This is a genomic window from Streptomyces sp. NPDC044063 (genome assembly GCF_056434285.1).
Map to the genome: position 1 here is coordinate 75218 of NZ_JBWKFM010000007.1, position 17459 is coordinate 92676.

Consider the following 17459-nt stretch of genomic DNA (forward strand, 5'->3'; position numbering starts at 1 on the left):
TGGAAAACCGGCCGACGGGTTGTCCACAGCACCGGTGCGACGATCGGTCCGGAGTTATCCACAGGCCTGGCGGGCCCCGGCTTGCGCACGGGACTCTCGGGCCATGACCCAGCGCGATGAATCAGCCCGCCCGTCCGTCCCGTCCGCCACCCCGGCCTCCGGGTGGGGTGCCCGGCCCGACCAGCAGATCACCCTGCGCAGCCCGGCCGAACTGGCCGACGCCCTGCCGTACCTGATGGGATTTCACCCGCACAACTCTGGCTAGGGGTACTGGTTCCTCGTTAGTCTGCGCCCATGCCGATCGCGCCGCAGTATCTGCACCTCGTACTACCCGGCCCGTTCCCCGCCTTCCTCTATGGGCGCAACAGTCACGATCCCTCAGGGAAAGGCCGTAGCGTCGCCGCTCAAGTAGACGATGGTCGCGAGCTGTGTGAGAAATGGAACTGGCCTATCGTCGGGGTTTTCGACAAGGATGTGGATCGGTCTGCATCCCGCTATGCGAAGCGGCGACGTGATGACTTCGAGACCATGATTGAGGGGATCGAAGCAGGGAAGTGCCGCATCGTCGTAGCGTTCGAAGCGTCACGGTACTATCGAGATCTTGAGGTCTACGTACGGCTGCGCAAGGCGTGCATCAAAGCAGGGGTTCTGCTCTGCTACAACGGCATGATCTATGACCTTTCCACCCGCGAGGATCGCAAGGCGACTGCGCAGGATGCCTTGCAGGCGGAAGATGAGGCAGAGGCGATCAGCCTGCGCAGCCTGCGAACCCAGCAGGCGATCGTGAAGGCGGGAAGGCCGGCCGGTCGCACACCTTACGGGTATATGCGTCGTTATGATCCGGAAAATGGCGATCTCATTGATCAGGTGCCGCATCCGGTTCGCGCTCAGTTCGTCCTCGAGATGTTCAAGCGATTCGTCGCCGGTCAAACGGCCTATCGAATTGCGAAATACCTCAACAGTCGGCCTGAAGCTGCACACCCTTCGGGAGTGCTTTGGGATCAGGAGAGGGTAGTAGCTCAGTTGCGGATGCGCGTCTATATCGGCGAACGTGTGCATCGTGGCAAAGTAATTCCGGGGAAAGCTAATTGGAAGCCTGTCCTAGAAGGTGATGACGAGCGGCTGTTTTTTGAGGCAAAGAAAATCTTGGATGATCCGCGGCGGCGGACGCAGCGTAACGCAAAGGCGAAGTACCTCCTGTCGTTCATCGGTCGTTGTGGGGAACACTCGGAAGCTGAAGAGAAAGAGGAAGTCGCCCGTCTTGCAGGGGGAGGTGAACTCCGGAAATTGCGTTTGCATGAGAAGGTGCCATTGATTAAGAGTGCGAAGCGAAATGGGGGGCGATCATATGTTTGCGCCATGAGGAACGACACTGCGATCAAGGCTGATTGGCTAGATGCATACGTCGAGGAAGCGGTAGTGCATTGGCTGAGTTCAGATAAAGCGAGAGCAGTTTTCCGTAACGCAGATGAAAAGGCGGAAGCGAAGTCCGCTCGCCTTCTCGCGGAGCGCCTGGAAGCCCAGTTGGAAGAGGCGCGGAAAATGGCCACTGATTTCGACGCTAGTGGAGAGCCGAAACTCTCGGTCGCCTCTCTGGCTGCGCTTGAGCAGAATCTAAAGCCTAGAATTGATGAGGCCCGAGGCAGGGCTGAATCTCTAGCAGTCCCGTTGTCTGCGCTAGTCCGCGGACTGCTGGAGAGTTCAAGTGTGGAGGACGCTTGGGCTGGCTTGCTGGTGGAGCAGCAGCGGGAGGCTCTGCGGCAGATCGTTACCGTGCGTGTATTCAAATCTACCGTTGTTGGTTCTCATGCCCCTGAGCCTGGTCGCGTCAAGCTTTCCTTCATTGGTCAGCCCGGGTTCATTAAGACGGGCTGAGACCGCCACCGCTTGCTGTGTCTCCCTCGGCTGGCTGAGGAGGTGTGGGGAAGGGGATGACCTGACGGTCAGTTGGAGTCTCTAGCAGGCGACCTTTGGTAAGCATGATGAAGGCAGCTTCAAGGCTGCTGCTGATCAGCTGGTTGCGCTTCTCTTCGAACTCTTCTTGCAGTCTCGTGCGTTCGGCATCTAGTTGGGCACTGGCCCGCTGGCCGGCTTCGGCTGCATCTCGGCGCATGCGCTCGCGCTCGACTTCGACTGCTGCCTGGGCGGCGAGGTACTTCATGCGCTCGTCTTCCGCTTCTCGGGCCGCGCGGTGACTGTAGGCGCGTTCGTCTGAGGCGTCGGTGATCCAGTGCCTGATGAGACGCAGGGCTATGAGTGTGAGTGCGGTCATGGTGAGGCAGGCACCGCCGGCCGCCCGAGCGGGCTCGTTGGTGATGGTGCCGTGTGACACGACGGTTAGACCGATGGTGAGGATCGTTGCGGCTGCTGCTGTGGTGCTTCCTTTGCCTGAGAGGATCACAGGCCCCCCGTTCAACGTCCGGCTGCTACGCCTCCCTCGTCGCCATCGCTCTTGGCGCCGGGGGTGTCTTGTCCCCGCTCCAGCCTCTTGAGTCGTTCGATCGTGGCTACGAGCATCTCGCGTCCTACGGGGTCCGTGATGCCCAGCCCGTCGGCGGCTTCTTCGGCTGACATGGGCTGTGATCGTACCGGGGGTGTGGCGATCTCGTGCAGTGTTGAAGCAGGAACAATTTCGGCGGAAACGAGCAGTTCGCGAAGCGGAATTTGCAGCGCCTCTGCCAGGCGGGCAAACGTCGTCGCATCCGGGATTCGTTTGCCTTTCAACATGGCGCTGACAGTCGTGTCGGAGAGGCCTGATTCGCGTGCCAGGCGGGCCACTGCGCCGTACTCCGTATAGCCAGCACGGTCGGCTGCCGCCTTGACAACGTTGGCGAACTTCTGGGCGCGCGTGAGTGCCTCGTGGGCTGTCATGAGGGGTACCTTACCTCCCTAGCGAGGGGGTAAAGCTAGCCTCCCTCCCTAGCGAGGGCTGCTGTCTGGCCAGCCGTCTACATCCCCCGTGGCGACATTAGTCCGAACGATCGTGCGAACCCAGGAAAGAGGCTGAACCGAGAGCGACCTCTCCCTTGCTAGGGAGGGAGGTTGCCCCGTAGAGTTTCCCTCGTCAGGGAGGAATGCCCCCTGGTCAGCAAGAAGAGGGAGGACTTGTGTTCCGCCTGCGCATTGATCGCTTGCTGGAAGAGACCGGCAAGCACGGCGACTACACGGGCTACGCCATCGCCCGGCGCACGCAGATCGCGGAGTCGGCGATGTACCGGATCCTCAATGGCGAGTCACAGCCTGACCTGAATTCGATGCTGCGCATCTGCGAGACGTACGGCGTTCACGTCGAGGCGCTCATGGAACGCATCGAGGTCTCCGTATGACACCCGCTGAGCGCCGTGCGCTCTTGGGGGACGAAGTCATCGAGCGCATACACCGCGAAGTCGCGGAAGCTCCGCTTCCGTCGGCGGAGGTGATCGCTCGCCTGCGGCGAATCTTCGCTAGTCCCGGAAGGCCGGCTCTAGGCGCTGACAGCGCCGCTGCTTGATGAAGAGGGGCCGCCACCGGCTGCTACCCGGCGCGACCCCATACGGATCACCTCTCACACCAACGAAAGAGGATCACCGTGAACACACAGCCTAACCCCCAGCTACCGCCGGCCCTGGCGCTGGTGCAGGTGCTCACCGATCACCCGGATCTGACCGTGGTCCGCTGGTCGGTCGATCCGGGCACGCTGCGCGGCTACGTCTGTGGCCCGCTCGACGGGAACTTCGCGACGCTGCACGTCGTCGCCGACCTCTTCGGTGCCACCCCCCGGCCCCGGCCCGGCACCTACGAGGCGCTCGGGGTGCGTCTGCGGACGTACGAGATCACGACCACCTGGCGTGACGTGCCGGTGGAGATCGCGGTCAGCATTCCGGCCGACCTTCACGACCCGGCCCTGATGGAGGGGCTGCTGGACGAGGAGCGCCATCAGCTGATGGACCCGGCGGTGCCGGCCGAGCCCAAGGCGGTGGCGGCATGAGCGAGCAGCAGGTAGTGCACGCCGCCCGGGTGATCGAGGCGTCGTGGGACCGCGGGGTAGCGGTCAGCCCCGCCATGGATGCGGCGCAGGCCTTGCACGACCGGGGGCTGTTGCAGTCGCCGGAGACCGCGGCTGAGGCCGAGCGGATGCGGGCGTGCATCGCCACGGCGGTCGAGCAGCTGCGCGCGGTCCTCGTCGAGTTCGAAGGGGATGTGCGGTGAAGGCGGGGTTGGGGTTCTCCCTCGCTGTCAACGGGCTGGGCGTGGTGCTCCGGGCGGATGAGATCCGGATGGAGACGCTCAAGGGCCTGGTGCGGGAGTGGTCGGACGCGCAGAACGATGTGCTGGATGCGCTCGACGCGCTGGCTGAGGTGACTGGCCCGGGTGTCGATGTGGAGATGGCGGAGGTCGATGCTCGTCTGGAGGACGTGGAGGACGCGTCCTGCATGGACTACCGGGCGCAGATCGAGATCTCGTTCCACGAGGCGATTCGGCTGCGGGATCAGCTGAACCGGATCATCACGGCGCATCGACTGCAGTTCGGGAACCTCGCGCAGGCCATCCCCTCGCAGAGCCAGGGTGATGCCGCGTGACTGCCCGAGCGGACGGGACCGGTATCCCGATCAACGAGCGGCTCGGCCGTGTCAGCGACGTGGTGGGTGTCTTCCCCATTCCGTCGGAGGACAGCGCGGCTGCCCGGCGACTGGTGCAGCGCTCGGCGCGTGACGAGCAGGACGCGCGTCATCTGCTGGAGGCGCTGGGCTTGACGGAAGGGCGGGCCGATGCTTGACATTCCTCCTTTCTGCCCCCGGGTCGTCGACCTGCTGGAGTCCATCCGGCGCCAGGGCGGGACGTGGACGACCCATCGCGTGCTGGCGGCGCACCGACGTGCCGGGCACGACGCGCCGAAGCGGGGCACGGCTCGCCGTGATCTCGACCTGCTGACCCGTGCTGGCTACCTGCGCCGCCGCTACCAGCCGGGCCGGATCTCCTTCGCCCTGGTCGAGCCGGGCGGTGGTGGCCGATGACTGAGACCGCGTCGGCCGGGGCCGCGAAGGCCCCGGCCGCCGGGCCGACCATCGTCGGCTGGTTCAGGCCCGGGAGTCCCGAGTGGCACGCCGCTCGGGCGGGTGGCATCGGTGGCTCCGAGATCGCTGCCGTCCTGGGGATCAGCCCGTACGAGTCCCCGTTCTCCCTCTGGCACCGCAAGAAGGGTCTCCTTGCCCCGGTCGAGGAGACCGAGGCGATGTACTGGGGAAAGGTCGATGAGCCGGGTATCTGCAACCGCTTCGCGATCAACCACCGCGATTGGGACCTCACCGCCGCGCCCACGTACGCGCACAGCGAGCGTCCGTGGCAGATCGCCAATCCCGATCGCATCATCCGCCCGGTGACCGCCACCATCGGCGGCCCACCCACGGAGCTGCTGGAGGCAAAGACCTCTCGCGACGCCGAGGGGTGGGGCGCCGAGGGGACCGGCGAGATTCCGGTGCACTACCGGGCCCAGTGCCTCTGGTACTGCGACGTCCTCGGCGTGTCCCGCTGCCACGTCGCTGTCCGGATCGCCGGGGCCGAGTACCGGGAGTACGTCGTGGAGTACGACTCGGACGAGGCAGCGTTCATGCGGGCTGCGGCCGAGGAGTTCATGCGCACGCTCGCCGCTAACGAGCGTCCGTCGATCGACGGCCACGCCGCGACGTACCAGGCCATCCGTGAACTCCCCGAAGGGCTCGACGACATTGATGTCGAGGTCCTCGCCGGGTTGCGTGATCGCTTCCACTTGGCGCAGGACGCCTTCTGGGAGGCCGAGGACGAGCTGACCGCTTGCAAGGGCGAGCTCCTCGACGCGATCGGCACCGGCCGGCGGGCGGTGTGCCTGGGGGAGCGAATCGCTACCCGCACTGTCCGCGACGGCAAGACCCACCAGCTCCTGCCCTCCCGCACGCGAAGGACCGCCCGATGACCGAGACCGTCTCCAACGCTATTGCCGTCCGGGACAGCGGGCCTGGCGCCCTCGTCCAGCAGTACAAGGCCGACCTCGCCCAGGTCATGCCGTCCCACGTGAAGCCGGACACCTTCGTCCGCCTTGCCGTCGGTGTCCTGCGCCGGGACAGGAACCTTGCCCAGGCGGCGAGCAACAACCCGGCCGCCCTCATGGGGGCTCTCATGGACGCCGCCCAACTCGGCCTGACGCCGGGCACCGAGCAGTTCTACCTCGTGCCGCGCAAGACCAAGGGCCGCCTGGAGATCCAGGGCATCCGCGGCTACCAGGGCGAGATCGAGCTGATCTACCGGGCCGGGGCCGTGTCGTCCGTGATCGTGGAAGTCGTCCGCGAGGCCGACACCTTCCGGTACTCACCCGGCCGGGACGAGCGCCCCCACCACGAGATCGACTGGGACGCCACCGACCGCGGCCCGCTGCGCCTGGTGTACGCGTATGCCGTGATGAAGGACGGTGCGACCTCGAAGGTCGTCGTTCTTAACCGGGCCCAGGTCATGGCGGCCAAGGCCCTGAGCCAGGGCTCCGACAGCCCGTACTCCCCGTGGCAGAAGCATGAAGAGGCCATGTGGATGAAGACGGCGGCGCACCGGCTGACGAAGTGGGTACCGACCAGCGCCGAGTACATGCGCGAGCAGCTCCGAGCAGCTGCCGAAGTCGCTGCGGAGAACCGGCCGTCGCCGGCCCCGCCGGCTGCTGTCCCGGTCTCTGAGGGTGAGCCCGTGGACGAGCCGATCGAGGCGGAGTTCGTCGACGACGAGCCCGGCGTCACGGAGTGGCCGACGGTGGCCCAGCCCGGGGAGGCCCACAATGCCCGTTAGCCGCCGCAAGTACAACATCCTCCGAGGCAGCCTCCGCAGGCGCTGGCACACGATCTTTCGCCTGATGCGCGAGCTTCGCGACCTGGAGCGTGACCTCCGGATGGAGCGGGAGGCGCGGTCGGAGGCGGAGAGGAGCGCCCGGCGCCTGGACGAGCGGGTCGTGCGTCTGGAGGGGCTGCTGCAGGCGGCGCGGCAGGGCCAGGTGGCCGAGGCCGCACAGCTGAGCAGCCGCATCGACCGGCTGTCCCGCGGGTGTGCGGGCTACCGGGCCGAGCTTGCGCAGGAGCGGGAGCAGCCCGGGGGTAGTGCGCTGGAGCTTTCGGAGCGTGCCCGTCGATCCCTGGCGGCGCAGATGGAGATGCTGCAGCGGTCGAACGACGCCATGAGCCGCGAGCTGCTGGACCGGTCCGGGACGCTCGCTCCCAAGATGTCGGCCGCGCGTGAGCCGGGGGTGGTCTCGTGATCACCGCTATGGCGGGCGCGGGCCTGGGCCTGGGCGGGCTCACCGCAGTGGCCTGGGCCGTCAACGGCCGGCTGATCGCCGCCACTGCGCGGCTCCGGCAGGGCCGGTACAGCCCCGGAGCCTATGCCGGTTTCGATCTCCGTGACGTCTACGCCGTCCGCTACCTGCCCTGCGCGCCCTGCGAGGGGCTGCATCTCCCGCACGAGGTCGACGAGCAGGCCGACACCGCCCGGTGCGTGGACTGCCACACCACCCGGCCCCTCACCCCCGAGGAGACGCCATGACATTCCCAGGCACCCCTCTGGTTCTTGCTCTGATCCTCACCGGCCTGCTCGTGTGGCTCGCAGTCCTGCTGCTGTGCATCCTCGCCAGCGTGTGGTGGGTCGGCTGTTGGCTCGCCGGACTGACCGGCCTCGGCGGCCGCAAGCGGGGCCGCCACCGGTACTGGCCGGCGACCGCGGCCGTGGGCACTGCGGAGCAGGACGAGGACGCCCTCGCCGCACACGACGCCGAGGACGGTGCCCAGTGAACCGTCTCACCACGAGCGTGTCCGCCCCGGCTTCGGCCGGGGCGGGCCGCGCCCTCCGCGTCCTGGGCCTCGATCTGTCTCTCACCTCCACCGGCGTCGCCCTCCCCGGCGGCACGACCTACCTGATCCCCACCCACCTGCGCGACGGGGACCGCCGGTTGCTGATCATCCGGGATGAGATCCGCCGCATCCTCGTCTCCACCGAGCCGCACGTGGCGGTCCTCGAGGACCTGCCGCGGCACGCGATGGGTGCGGGTGTCACTGCTCACGTGCACGGCATCGTCAAGGCGGAGCTGCTCGACGCCGAGGTTCCGTACGCCCTGGTGGCCCCGGCCACGCTCAAGAGCCACGCCACGGACTACGGCAAAGCCACCAAAGAGCGCATGGCCGCGGCCGCCTACCTGGCCGCCGGAGCCGAGTTCGCTCCCGATCGTGGTGGCGACCGGTGCGACGCGTGGTGGCTGCGGGCCGCCGGCCTCGACCACTACAGCCGCCCGGAGTTCATCCTGCCGGACGCCCAACGCGCACGACTGAACAAAGTCCGCTGGCCACACCTTCTTCAGGGGGCGACTCCACGATGACGCTGACCTTCACCGACATCTTCTGTGGCGCGGGCGGTTCCTCGACCGGTCTCGTCTCCGCCGGGCTGGAACTGAAGCTCGCCGCGAACCACTGGCAGCGCGCGATCGAGACCCACGCCGCCAACCACCGGGACGCCGACCACCTGTGCGCCGACATCAACAACTACGACATGCGGAGGCTGCCGAAGACGGACGTCCTGTGGGCGTCCCCGATCTGCACGGAGATCAGCCCGGCCGGCGGGCGGAAGCGGACCAAGGGCCAGCTCGCGCTCATGGAGTACGGCTCGGTGCCGGACGCCGCGTGGGAGCGGACCCGCGCCACCGCCTACGACGTCATCCGGGCGACCGAGGTCCACCGCTACAAGGTGGTGCTGTGCGAGAACGTCGTGGAGTTCGCCGTGGACTGGGAGCTGTTCGCCTGGTGGCGCACGGGCATGGAGATGCTCGGCTACAACTCCCAGGTCGTGTCCGCCTCCTCGGCGCACCTCGGAGACGACGACGGGAACGACCGGGCGCCGCAGTGGCGGGACCGGATCTATATCGCCTTCACCCGCAAGGGCATCCCCCTCCCGGACCTGAAGCCCCGCCCACGCGCCTGGTGCCCGGACTGTAGCGAGGACGTCGACGCGGTGCAGTCGTGGCGCAACGGCCGCACGATCGGGAAGTACAAGCAGCAGTACGACTACCGGTGCCCGAACAGCCGGTGCCGTCACGCGATCGTCGAGCCGTACATCCGGCCGGCCGCCTCCATCATCGACTGGTCCAACACCGGGACGCGGATCGGCGACCGCGACAAGCCGCTCGCCGCGGCCACGATGCGTCGCATCCGCAAGGGTCTGGAGCAGTACCCGCAGACCCGCACCATCGTCACGGTCAACCACTCAGGCCACGACGGGCGCGCGTTCCCCGCCGATGGGGCGCCACTGCCGTCCCGCACCGTGAAGATCGGCGAGGGGCTCCTCGTCCCGTCAGGCGGCACCTGGAACACCGAGCCCACCCACACGGGGCAGCCGATGCGTACCCGCATGGCGAACCCCAAGGGCTTCGAGGCCCTGGTCGCCTCTCCGTTCGTCGTCGAGTACCGGCGCAACGGCGGCGCCGAGACCGTCCGCCGACCGCTCGCCACCGTCACCGCGGGCGGGAACCACCACGGGCTCGTCATCCCGTACCGCAACGCAGCACCGAAGACGACGGCCGAGCCGATGCTGACGCTCGGCACGAAGGACTCCGCCGGGCTCCTCGCCCCGGCGCCCGCGGTCGAGGACTGCTACTTCCGCATGGTGCAGCCCCGCGAGCAGCTCCTCGCCCAGCGGTTCCCCGAGGACTACATCGTCCACGGCAACAAGGGCGAGCAGACCATGCAGGCTGGCAACGCCGTCTCGTCCAACGTCGCCCAGTGGATCGGTGCACGCGTCATGGAGGCACTGTCATGAGGACGACCACCGACTGGATGAACTTCGCGGCCTGCCGCGGTGCCGACCCCGAGCTGTTCTTCACCGTGGGCTACGACGCCGAGGCTGTGCAGGACCGCGAGGACGCACTGGCCTACTGCCGTCGCTGTCCTGTCCGAGCGCAGTGCCTGGACCTGGCCGAGCGCAGCGGCGACGAGCACGGCATGTGGGGAGGAGTGCAGCTGGACAAGCAGCGCCCCCCGACGAGAGGCGACCTCGCCACCCTCTTCTATTCCCGGACCAGGGCGCTGCCTGACGGTCACCTGGGGTGGAGTGGCTATTTCTCCAAGGGCGGCTGCCCTGTCCTGCGGTCTGGCACCAAGAACTTCTCCGCGTACCGGATCGCTTTCAGGTTCCACCACCACCGTGAGCCTGAGGGCCGGGTCTCTGGCTGCGGACACCGGGGGTGTGTGGAGCCCAGCCACATGCAGGACGACGTCACGCGGGCCCAGCAGGCGGCATGAGCGGCATATGGCCGCCGGCCACGCTCCCGGGGCTCCACATCGACATGGGCGACTACACCCGCCCGTGGGCCCCGGGATGCGGCTACTGGCTCCGTCTCCCCACGGCCGACTACCGGTGCGGCCGGTGCGGTTGGACGGCCCACGCGAGCGCGGCCGGCGTGCTGACCATCACGGACACGATCACCTCCCACCAGTGCCCCATCGACCCGAAGGGCTCCTCATGAAGCGCGCGACCGCACCCGCGGCCGTCCTGCTCCTGCTCGCCGCCACGCTTACCGCGTGCAGCGACGCCCCCGACGACTGCGACGCCGCCCCCGTGGCGGCCCTGGCGGCCCCGGAGCGCCCCTCCGGCGGATCGAAGGGCGGCAGTAGCCGGAGTGCCTCGAAGCCCAAGCCGGCCAAGACCAAGGCCAAGCCGAAGAAGCACAAGCACCACGATCACGACGCCATCGACATCTGCGAGGACGACGACTGACGGCCCCCGGGGCGGGGCGACCACGCACCCCCGCCCCGGGAGCACCAGGCTTGTGGAGGCCCTTTTATGAACGAAGAAAACGACCTCGATGTTTTGGAGGCGTGCCTCGCCGATTCGGCTGCATTCTCGTCGAATGCTGCCGCGGCCGCAGCAGCGGAAAATCTGCTGCTGATGGCGGCCCTCGGCGCGGCTGTCCCGATGCACATGATGAAACTGAGGCAGTTCAGCTATCGGCAGATTGCTGCCATCGGACGCCAGTGCCTGGATGTCATTGCTCACAAAGGCGATGTCCTCCAATACGGCGGCAAGGGGTGCGCTGAAGCGTTCAACGCGCTCGCCCGCGCGCTCGCTGCCTTGGCGCTCACAGCTGACGGGGGCGTGACGTTCGCCGGTTCCCACTGGTGCCGCTATCCCGGCTGCCGCGATGTAGCCGGAGATCACCCCGCCCGCTACACCGATCTCCTCCTGCCAGGCATGCCGGAGACCTCGACCGCCGCTGCGCCGACCCGTCCCGCGGCTGAGCCCGAGGAGGCGGCCTGATGGCGACGTACACCCTGCACATGAAGATCGGGGCGGACTCCGGCATCCCGCCCCTCACCGTCGAAGCCGACCAGACCGCGGACCTAGCTGCCGCCGCACACCGCCACGCCCGCGGCTACCTCGCGGCCCGCCGGGTCGACATCCACCTGGACCACGACACGCTGACGGGCGAGGTGATCAATGCCGGAGCGGTCGTCGGCTCATTCGCTCTCTACCCCACTGAAGTAGAGCCGCCGGCGGTAGAGCCCGAAGACGATATGGGCGTCCGCTACGGGTGGGCCCTCGCCGACCTCGACCAGCTCGCCCGGGCCGTCGTCTCCAACAACCGCGCGTGGTGGCCCGCCGGCGACCGCGACGACCTGTACGCCGCTGCCTGGCACGGCATCGTCGAGCACCTTTACACCGTTGACAGCGCGCCGCGGCGGACCGAACTCATGGAGGCCGGACGCCGCGCACTGGCCGACGACGTCAGGGCCAGCATGCGGCACCACGGTGCCAGGCGCGACAGCAGCAACAGCGGCCGGAACTACGCCCTGTACTGGAAATGGGCTGGGCGCGCCGTACCAAGCCCCGAAAACGCCATCGTCGAACGCCTCGCCATCGAGCAGATCCTCCCCGCCCTCACCCCCCGGCAGCTGGCCGCCGTCCAGGCCCTGGCTGCTGCAGGGGACTACGACGAGGCTGCCCGTCTTTTCGGATCTGAGAGCGGGTTGAAGTCGCAGCTGATGAAGGGGCGTCGCCGGTTTCGAGCCCTGTGGCACGAGGGGGAGACACCGTCCGGGCACTGGGGATGCGATCGCCGCGCCGGGAAAGTCCGCGGCACTGTCGGCGAAGGGTCAGCCGTCGCGCGGATCCGACGGCGGGGTCGCGACCGATCCGCAGCGTGAACGCCCAGCCCGGGTGGCGCAACTGGTAGACGCAACCGGCTTAAAACCGGCAAACGTGCGAGTTCGAATCTCGTTCCGGGCACCCAGCACCACCAGTACGTGGAAAGGCGGAGGAGTGAGCAACGAAGGATTCATCTACGTCATAGATTTCAGCAACAGCGTCGTCAAGGTCGGCCGCACAATCGAGCCGACGAACCGACTCGCCTCCCATGCGCGGGACGCAGCACGGTACGCAGTAACGGTTGACCGCACGTGGGTGTCACCAGCGCATGCCGACTTCGCCGCGAACGAGCGATCCCTTATCGCCTTCTGCGAGAAGAGGTGGCAGCGTTCCGGCGGCAACGAGTACTTCGACGGGGCATCCTTCGAGGAAGTCGTCCGCCACGCGAACACCTTGCCCTTCCGTGCACTCAGGCCGGAGGAAGAGCAGTCGCTGGACGCCGAGAAGGCCAGGCACTCCGAGGCCGCGCTCCGGTCCCTGAAGGCTCGGCTCGCGACGGTCGGCCTCAGCGCGAGCCCGTCAGGCCACCTGCACCCCGAGTTCCGCCCGAGCCAGCTCCAGCCGGTGTTCCGCATGAACTGGTACATCAAGTTCACCAGCGCTCTAGCCGAGGCCCACAAGCAGAACCCCGACCAGCCACTGAACGCCGACGACGTGGCGTACTTGGCCCGCCAGGTCTTCGCGCAGATGTCGCGCCAGGAGTACGAGGACGCGATCAACGCTCTCGTCGTCGATTACTGGACTGGGCTCCGGGAGGAAGACCACGACGACGCCCTCGGCCCTTCGCCTCACGCGATCGGCCGGGCCGCGCTGGAAGGCGATGTTCGGTGACCGCGCACCTGCGGGGCGAGGCCCGTCGTGACGTCGCGGCTCGTCTCGTGCCGCGGTACGAGGCCGGTGCCACTATCCAGGACCTCGCGGTCGAGACGCGCCGCTCGTACACACTGACGCGCGCGCTGTTGCTGGAGGCCGGCGTGACGATGCGGCCGAAGGGGCTGCCCAAGGGTGCCAAGCGTTGGAACGCGCGGTGACAGTCCAGGGGGGTGCCGAGATGGTAGCCCGTGCGGGCCTTTCGCCTCATGGCCAGGCTCCGGAGTTACACGTCCGTTGGCGGCTGCACTGCCCGTGTTTCCTCGATGGCTTCGGCGTCCGGCACCGGGACGATCGCCGCGATGCGTCGGCCTCGGCTGGTCACGTAGGTGACGCGGCCGCGGACGGCGGTCTCGTTCAGGACGTCGGACAGTGCGGCTCGCAGTTCGCGGATCCCGATCTCGGCGCTTGTGTTCGCAGGCATACGCAGATGGTAGCCAAGGTACGCGAGCGTACGCTAGTGTACACATTGAAGGTCGGGATAGCCGAATTACCGCCCTGACCTCGCCTTTTCTCCTGCGTCCCCTGCTGACACGACCGAGAAGAGCACCACATGCCCCACTTCGCCGTCGACACGAGCGCACACGCTCACCGCAAGGTCATGCGCGTCGGCAACGCCGCCTTCGGGCTGTGGACCCGGTTCGGCTCGTACGCCTGCGACTACCTGACTGACGGCGTCATCCCGGCCGAGATCGCCGCCCTGTACGGCACCGCGCCGCAGATCAAGAAGCTCGTGTCCGTCGGCATGCTTCACGCCGCGGGACACGCCTGCCGTCGTTGCGCCCAGCCGGAGCCGGGCGACTACGTCTTGCACGACTACATCGGCCCGAACTCCTCCCGTGCGGTTGTCGAGAAGCGTCGCGAGAAGGCGGCCGTGAAGAAGCGTGAGCAGAGGGCCGCGGAGGAAAACGCTCGTCGATTCGCCGATGATTCAGCGTCGAATCGAGATGGAAAAGAAGATGTTTCGCGCGCGAAAGACACCCCTGTTTTTCGAGATTCCGCAGGTCAGGCGGGTGTGTCCCCCGGGGACGAAAGTCAGACTCGCGCGCGCCCGCGCCCTAACCCTCTCCCTCCTTCTCTTCCCCTGGAAGAGAAGGAGGAGCTAGCTAGCTGCGACAGCGCGCTCCCGCACGTCGGTGACCGTCCCCGGATCCCCGACTCCTGCCGCCCCCTCGTCGAGGCCCTCACCACTGCCCGACTCGTCGTCGGCTGGGACCTGAAGCCGGCCGAGTGGTTCCTGATCGAAGCCCTCATCAAGCGATGCGGCATCCCCGTCCTCGTCAGCTCGGCCACCGCCAGCTGGCACGGCGCACGCAGCCAGCCCCGATCCGCCCGCTACTTCGTACCTGCCTGGCGCGCCCTCCCCGATGCCCCCGCCCAGCCGCAGGCCACGAACAACCTCCCGGCCGCCGTCGGCCAGGTCATCCCCTTCCAGACTCCCGGCCAGCTCGCCGGCACCGACGCCAAGGTCGCCGGCTGGCTCGCCCTCGCCGAACAAGCCGCCCAGGAGGACCAGTGACACCCGCCGAAGCCCTCCAGCTCCTCGCCCACGCCGCCGCCTTCGACAACCGGCAGCCCAGTGCTGTCGCCGGCAAAGCCTGGGCCACCGCCCTCCGCGACATCCCCCTCGACCAGGACACCCTCGACGCCGTCGCCGCCTTCTACGGCAGCACCACCCTCGACGGCGCCGCGAAGTTCGACCCGACCAAGCGCCGGTGGCTCGAGCCCCACCATGTCCGCCACCACCGCCAGCAGATCCGCAACGCCCGCCTCGCCGACGCCAACACCATGTACGACGGCATCCCGGGCGAGACCGGCGCTCAGTCGATCCAGAACATGCGCGCCCTCACCCGGGCCGCGGCCAGCGGGCAGATCCCCGCGCAGACAGCCCGGGCCGCGATCATCAAGGGCGACGCTGCGAGCGCCGAAGGCCGGGGCCGAGCGATCCTCAACGCCGTTGGCCGCGAGGCTCTCAGCCGGCGCCCCGAACTCGCCGCTCCCTGCCCGCGCTGCGGCGCCGAACCGGGAGTGTCCTGCCACAACAGCCGGACGCCTCGGATGCGCGACGCCCACCCCAGCCGCATCGAAGCCAGCCGCTTCCTCGCCTCCGGACAGTCGCTCGACGCCCGTGCGGAAGCCGAGCGTGAGCTGGAACGGCGCCGCGAAGCCTCTCGGGCCGCGCTCGCCGCCCTCCCGCCCGGCACCGTGATCCCCACCCCCGCGCCGCCCGACACCGAGGAAGCGGCCGCCTCGTGACCGCGCCCCTGACTCACCCCGAGCACGCCATCCGCTGCCCCTGGTGCCACGCCCCCGCCGGCCAACGCTGCACCAGCCCCCGCGGTCGCCCCATCCGCATCCCCAGCCACGACGCCCGCATCACCGCCTGGAACCGAAAGGCCCACTGACATGGACAACTGCGAAGACTGCCACCGCCCCAACTGCCGAAACTGCGGCACGCACTACTGCTGCGAGCCCTGCCCGTGCGAGCGCTCGCACAACTGCGCATGCGAGTGCTCCCAGCACGACCAGTGGATGACCTACGCCGACTGACACCCGCCAGCCAGGAGCCACCGCCATGACCGACCGCATCCGCCTCGACGACCTCACCGGCAGCCAGCTCGACGAGCTCTACACCCGGCTCGAAGCCCTCGAAGCCTTCACCGACGTCGCCGCCATGGAACTGAACAACTGGGGCATCGCCAGCCTCGAACTCCTCCGTCACGAACTCGCTGCCCTGACCCGACCCAACGCCTAACCGCCGCAACCGGAGGCACCCTCATGACCCACCGCACCGGCACCCTCATAGCCGCGCTCACCGCCGGCACCATGGCCGCCGCCACCCTCCACGCCACACACGCCCAGGAATGGCGCCAGACGGCCTCCTACGGGGCCGTGACCCTCCTCCTGGCCCTCCTCGTCCACCACGAGCACCACAACGCCACACAGGCCCGCACAGCCGCCCTGCGAGCCCGTCGAGCCGAACGCCTCCGACGGCCACCCGTCCAGGACGAGTTGCTGGCCGACTGGTGCTGCGACAGCTGGTTCGTCAGCCGCGGCCGGGAACACCTCGCCAACTGCCCAGCCCTCGCTGGCAGGGGGTGCGCGTGATGGACGACCTCCGACTCGCCCGCGCCAGCGCCACCAGCAGCGCCGCAGTCCTCCTCGGGTCCAGCGCCTGGCTCACCGACAGCCCGCCGCTGACCGCCGCCCTCCTCGTCGTCGCCGTCCTGCTCGCCGCGGTCGCCTACCGGGACATGCGGGCCGGCCTCCGCCAGACCGACCACAAGGAGCCCTGATGCCCATCCGCCCCGTGGAGCGTCACCGGTACCCGGCCGACTGGCCGGAGGTCAGCCGGCGCATCCGTTTCGAGCGTGCGGCCGGTCAGTGCGAGTGTCTCGGTGAGTGCGGCCGCGGTACGCACGAGGGCCGTTGCCCGAACCGGCATGGCGCACCGGCCTATGGCACCGGCTCCCTGGTGGTACTCACCACCGCGCACTTGGACCACACGCCGGAGAACTGCGCTCCCGAGAACCTGCGCGCCCTTTGCCAGGGCTGTCATCTCGCCTACGACGCCGAGCACCACCGGCAGACTGCAGCCTCCTCCCGCCGGGCTGCTGTCGAGGCAGCTGGCCAACTCGCGTTCGTCGACGAGTCGGGAAGCCGCTGATGGGTGCGGTGCTGGCCTGCGTAGCCGTGATCTGCCCCGCGACGAGCATCCTCGTCACCCCACCCGACCGCCGGCGCCTGACCGGCCGACACAAGGAGAACCGCCGATGACCGACGAGACCGTCACCGTCACTGAGACCGACCCGACCGTCACCGACCTCCGCCGCGAGCTGGAGAAAGCCCGGCTCACCTTCGTCACTGTCCAGACGCACCTGGCCGCGCACGCCGAGATGAACGCGGCCCTCCACTGCTCGACCACGGTCATGTACTCCCCGCTCCATGCCCAGGTCACGGCCGCCATCGCCAGCATCGAGCACGCCCTCACCCGCACGGAGGGAAGTCGGTGACCGATACGACCACTCCGCCGCCGAACGCCTGCCGCCACTGCGACCTCGACGCCCGCGAGCACTTCCAGCGGTGGAAGCCCCCGGTGGGCTGGCACCAGTGGACCCCGCCGACCGAGGAGCAGATCAAGGCCCGCATGCTCGCCCGCCGAACCGAGAGGACCACCCGATGACCGAGATCCGCCTCTCCTGCCTCACCCCCGACGCCGCAGCCGCGGTCGTCGAAGAGCACGCCGACTACTTCGGCGCAGGCCCCAGCAACACCGTCCGCCAGGACGGCGCCGACGTGGTCATCGACTACTTCGACAAGCGTTGGCCTCTCGACATCGCCGAGTGGGCCGCCGAGCAGGGCCATGCCTCCGACTCGTCCGCGGCCTTCGTCATCGCCCACCTCTGACCATT

The 17459-nt window shown here is 68.2% G+C and carries 35 protein-coding genes, 1 tRNA gene and 1 pseudogene; 34 read left to right on the top strand and 3 right to left on the bottom strand.

Annotation, left to right across the window (positions count from 1 at the left end):
* Nucleotides 1–103: 103 nt before the first annotated feature.
* Together AC07BS_RS11415 and AC07BS_RS11420 are read left to right on the top strand one after the other, a co-directional pair.
* Nucleotides 104–259 (top strand): annotated as a pseudogene (locus tag AC07BS_RS11415) (DUF4192 domain-containing protein); the annotation flags it as partial.
* A 35-nt stretch (nt 260–294) separates the two neighbouring features.
* Nucleotides 295–1875 (top strand): recombinase family protein, encoded by a 1581-nt coding sequence (locus AC07BS_RS11420; protein WP_478931554.1) that lies wholly within the window; start codon nt 295–297, stop codon nt 1873–1875.
* Here AC07BS_RS11420 and AC07BS_RS11425 read toward each other — a convergent pair.
* A complete protein-coding gene (locus AC07BS_RS11425; RefSeq protein WP_478931556.1) occupies nt 1862–2401 on the bottom strand; it encodes a hypothetical protein in 540 nt (179 codons plus the stop codon). The two genes, AC07BS_RS11420 and AC07BS_RS11425, sit on opposite strands and share 14 nt — an antisense overlap.
* Before the next feature lie 11 nt (nt 2402–2412).
* Entirely contained in the window at nt 2413–2871 is a 459-nt protein-coding gene (locus AC07BS_RS11430) for a helix-turn-helix domain-containing protein (protein WP_478931558.1), read from the bottom strand.
* Nucleotides 2872–3107: 236 nt separating this feature from the next.
* On the opposite strand from AC07BS_RS11430, the gene AC07BS_RS11435 reads away from it, so the two are divergent.
* From AC07BS_RS11435 to AC07BS_RS11535, 21 genes are all read left to right on the top strand, one after another.
* The gene (locus tag AC07BS_RS11435; RefSeq protein ID WP_478931559.1) at nt 3108–3326 is read left to right on the top strand and encodes a helix-turn-helix domain-containing protein; all 219 of its coding nucleotides are present in this window, start codon (nt 3108–3110) and stop codon (nt 3324–3326) included.
* A 242-nt stretch (nt 3327–3568) separates the two neighbouring features.
* Nucleotides 3569–3967, top strand: coding sequence for a hypothetical protein (locus AC07BS_RS11440; protein ID WP_478931561.1), 399 nt, complete (start codon nt 3569–3571; stop codon nt 3965–3967).
* The gene (locus AC07BS_RS11445; protein ID WP_478931563.1) at nt 3964–4188 is read left to right on the top strand and encodes a hypothetical protein; all 225 of its coding nucleotides are present in this window, start codon (nt 3964–3966) and stop codon (nt 4186–4188) included. The genes AC07BS_RS11440 and AC07BS_RS11445 overlap by 4 nt, the downstream gene beginning before the upstream one ends.
* A 68-nt stretch (nt 4189–4256) precedes the next feature.
* Nucleotides 4257–4559: a hypothetical protein gene (locus tag AC07BS_RS11450; protein ID WP_478931565.1), complete on the top strand. Its 303-nt coding sequence runs from the start codon at nt 4257–4259 to the stop codon at nt 4557–4559.
* Complete coding sequence (locus AC07BS_RS11455; RefSeq protein WP_478931567.1) at nt 4556–4756, top strand: hypothetical protein; 201 nt, start codon at nt 4556–4558, stop codon at nt 4754–4756. Before AC07BS_RS11450 ends, AC07BS_RS11455 begins: the two co-directional genes overlap by 4 nt.
* On the top strand, nt 4749–4994 hold the full coding sequence (locus AC07BS_RS11460; protein ID WP_478931569.1) for a hypothetical protein: 246 nt from the start codon (nt 4749–4751) through the stop codon (nt 4992–4994). The genes AC07BS_RS11455 and AC07BS_RS11460 overlap by 8 nt, the downstream gene beginning before the upstream one ends.
* Nucleotides 4991–5929 (top strand): YqaJ viral recombinase family nuclease, encoded by a 939-nt coding sequence (locus AC07BS_RS11465; protein WP_478931571.1) that lies wholly within the window; start codon nt 4991–4993, stop codon nt 5927–5929. The genes AC07BS_RS11460 and AC07BS_RS11465 overlap by 4 nt, the downstream gene beginning before the upstream one ends.
* The gene (locus tag AC07BS_RS11470) at nt 5926–6786 is read left to right on the top strand and encodes a recombinase RecT (RefSeq protein WP_478931573.1); all 861 of its coding nucleotides are present in this window, start codon (nt 5926–5928) and stop codon (nt 6784–6786) included. The genes AC07BS_RS11465 and AC07BS_RS11470 overlap by 4 nt, the downstream gene beginning before the upstream one ends.
* Before the next feature lie 64 nt (nt 6787–6850).
* Nucleotides 6851–7249 carry a hypothetical protein gene (locus tag AC07BS_RS11475; RefSeq protein ID WP_478931575.1) on the top strand — a complete coding sequence of 133 codons (399 nt, stop codon included), beginning with the start codon at nt 6851–6853 and terminating at the stop codon, nt 7247–7249.
* Complete coding sequence (locus AC07BS_RS11480; RefSeq protein ID WP_478931577.1) at nt 7246–7533, top strand: hypothetical protein; 288 nt, start codon at nt 7246–7248, stop codon at nt 7531–7533. Before AC07BS_RS11475 ends, AC07BS_RS11480 begins: the two co-directional genes overlap by 4 nt.
* Nucleotides 7530–7778 carry a hypothetical protein gene (locus AC07BS_RS11485; RefSeq protein ID WP_478931579.1) on the top strand — a complete coding sequence of 83 codons (249 nt, stop codon included), beginning with the start codon at nt 7530–7532 and terminating at the stop codon, nt 7776–7778. The genes AC07BS_RS11480 and AC07BS_RS11485 overlap by 4 nt, the downstream gene beginning before the upstream one ends.
* Nucleotides 7775–8359, top strand: coding sequence for a hypothetical protein (locus tag AC07BS_RS11490; RefSeq protein ID WP_478931581.1), 585 nt, complete (start codon nt 7775–7777; stop codon nt 8357–8359). The genes AC07BS_RS11485 and AC07BS_RS11490 overlap by 4 nt, the downstream gene beginning before the upstream one ends.
* Complete coding sequence (locus AC07BS_RS11495; protein ID WP_478931583.1) at nt 8356–9792, top strand: DNA cytosine methyltransferase; 1437 nt, start codon at nt 8356–8358, stop codon at nt 9790–9792. The genes AC07BS_RS11490 and AC07BS_RS11495 overlap by 4 nt, the downstream gene beginning before the upstream one ends.
* Nucleotides 9789–10274, top strand: a complete 486-nt coding sequence (locus AC07BS_RS11500; RefSeq protein ID WP_478931585.1) for a WhiB family transcriptional regulator — start codon at nt 9789–9791, stop codon at nt 10272–10274. The genes AC07BS_RS11495 and AC07BS_RS11500 overlap by 4 nt, the downstream gene beginning before the upstream one ends.
* A complete protein-coding gene (locus AC07BS_RS11505) occupies nt 10271–10498 on the top strand; it encodes a hypothetical protein (protein ID WP_478931587.1) in 228 nt (75 codons plus the stop codon). Before AC07BS_RS11500 ends, AC07BS_RS11505 begins: the two co-directional genes overlap by 4 nt.
* Nucleotides 10495–10749, top strand: a complete 255-nt coding sequence (locus AC07BS_RS11510) for a hypothetical protein (protein ID WP_478931589.1) — start codon at nt 10495–10497, stop codon at nt 10747–10749. The genes AC07BS_RS11505 and AC07BS_RS11510 overlap by 4 nt, the downstream gene beginning before the upstream one ends.
* 66 nt (nt 10750–10815) lie before the next feature.
* Nucleotides 10816–11289 (top strand): hypothetical protein, encoded by a 474-nt coding sequence (locus tag AC07BS_RS11515; RefSeq protein ID WP_478931591.1) that lies wholly within the window; start codon nt 10816–10818, stop codon nt 11287–11289.
* The gene (locus tag AC07BS_RS11520) at nt 11289–12176 is read left to right on the top strand and encodes a hypothetical protein (RefSeq protein ID WP_478931593.1); all 888 of its coding nucleotides are present in this window, start codon (nt 11289–11291) and stop codon (nt 12174–12176) included. Before AC07BS_RS11515 ends, AC07BS_RS11520 begins: the two co-directional genes overlap by 1 nt.
* A 7-nt stretch (nt 12177–12183) precedes the next feature.
* Nucleotides 12184–12258 (top strand) — tRNA-Leu (locus AC07BS_RS11525).
* 33 nt (nt 12259–12291) lie between these two features.
* Complete coding sequence (locus tag AC07BS_RS11530; RefSeq protein WP_478931594.1) at nt 12292–13008, top strand: hypothetical protein; 717 nt, start codon at nt 12292–12294, stop codon at nt 13006–13008.
* Nucleotides 13005–13208, top strand: a complete 204-nt coding sequence (locus AC07BS_RS11535; RefSeq protein WP_478931596.1) for a helix-turn-helix domain-containing protein — start codon at nt 13005–13007, stop codon at nt 13206–13208. The genes AC07BS_RS11530 and AC07BS_RS11535 overlap by 4 nt, the downstream gene beginning before the upstream one ends.
* A gap of 65 nt (nt 13209–13273) precedes the next feature.
* On the opposite strand, the gene AC07BS_RS11540 is transcribed toward AC07BS_RS11535, so the two are convergent.
* Nucleotides 13274–13471, bottom strand: coding sequence for a type II toxin-antitoxin system prevent-host-death family antitoxin (locus AC07BS_RS11540; protein ID WP_478907680.1), 198 nt, complete (start codon nt 13469–13471; stop codon nt 13274–13276).
* Between the two features lie 129 nt (nt 13472–13600).
* On the opposite strand from AC07BS_RS11540, the gene AC07BS_RS11545 reads away from it, so the two are divergent.
* The 11 genes from AC07BS_RS11545 to AC07BS_RS11595 all read left to right on the top strand — a co-directional run bounded on the left by AC07BS_RS11545 (nt 13601) and on the right by AC07BS_RS11595 (nt 17454).
* On the top strand, nt 13601–14566 hold the full coding sequence (locus AC07BS_RS11545; protein WP_478931598.1) for a mucin-2: 966 nt from the start codon (nt 13601–13603) through the stop codon (nt 14564–14566).
* Nucleotides 14563–15303: a zinc finger domain-containing protein gene (locus tag AC07BS_RS11550; protein ID WP_478931600.1), complete on the top strand. Its 741-nt coding sequence runs from the start codon at nt 14563–14565 to the stop codon at nt 15301–15303. The genes AC07BS_RS11545 and AC07BS_RS11550 overlap by 4 nt, the downstream gene beginning before the upstream one ends.
* The gene (locus AC07BS_RS11555) at nt 15300–15452 is read left to right on the top strand and encodes a zinc finger domain-containing protein (protein ID WP_478931601.1); all 153 of its coding nucleotides are present in this window, start codon (nt 15300–15302) and stop codon (nt 15450–15452) included. The genes AC07BS_RS11550 and AC07BS_RS11555 overlap by 4 nt, the downstream gene beginning before the upstream one ends.
* A gap of 1 nt (nt 15453) precedes the next feature.
* Nucleotides 15454–15597 (top strand): hypothetical protein, encoded by a 144-nt coding sequence (locus tag AC07BS_RS11560; RefSeq protein WP_478931603.1) that lies wholly within the window; start codon nt 15454–15456, stop codon nt 15595–15597.
* A 25-nt stretch (nt 15598–15622) separates the two neighbouring features.
* A complete protein-coding gene (locus tag AC07BS_RS11565) occupies nt 15623–15802 on the top strand; it encodes a hypothetical protein (protein WP_478931605.1) in 180 nt (59 codons plus the stop codon).
* A gap of 23 nt (nt 15803–15825) precedes the next feature.
* Nucleotides 15826–16155 carry a hypothetical protein gene (locus AC07BS_RS11570; protein ID WP_478931606.1) on the top strand — a complete coding sequence of 110 codons (330 nt, stop codon included), beginning with the start codon at nt 15826–15828 and terminating at the stop codon, nt 16153–16155.
* Nucleotides 16155–16343 (top strand): hypothetical protein, encoded by a 189-nt coding sequence (locus tag AC07BS_RS11575; protein ID WP_478931608.1) that lies wholly within the window; start codon nt 16155–16157, stop codon nt 16341–16343. Before AC07BS_RS11570 ends, AC07BS_RS11575 begins: the two co-directional genes overlap by 1 nt.
* Nucleotides 16343–16714, top strand: coding sequence for a hypothetical protein (locus AC07BS_RS11580; protein WP_478931610.1), 372 nt, complete (start codon nt 16343–16345; stop codon nt 16712–16714). The genes AC07BS_RS11575 and AC07BS_RS11580 overlap by 1 nt, the downstream gene beginning before the upstream one ends.
* A gap of 106 nt (nt 16715–16820) precedes the next feature.
* A complete protein-coding gene (locus AC07BS_RS11585) occupies nt 16821–17060 on the top strand; it encodes a hypothetical protein (RefSeq protein ID WP_478931612.1) in 240 nt (79 codons plus the stop codon).
* Nucleotides 17057–17230 carry a hypothetical protein gene (locus tag AC07BS_RS11590; RefSeq protein WP_478931614.1) on the top strand — a complete coding sequence of 58 codons (174 nt, stop codon included), beginning with the start codon at nt 17057–17059 and terminating at the stop codon, nt 17228–17230. The genes AC07BS_RS11585 and AC07BS_RS11590 overlap by 4 nt, the downstream gene beginning before the upstream one ends.
* A complete protein-coding gene (locus tag AC07BS_RS11595) occupies nt 17227–17454 on the top strand; it encodes a hypothetical protein (RefSeq protein WP_478931616.1) in 228 nt (75 codons plus the stop codon). Before AC07BS_RS11590 ends, AC07BS_RS11595 begins: the two co-directional genes overlap by 4 nt.
* Nucleotides 17455–17459: the final 5 nt, after the last annotated feature.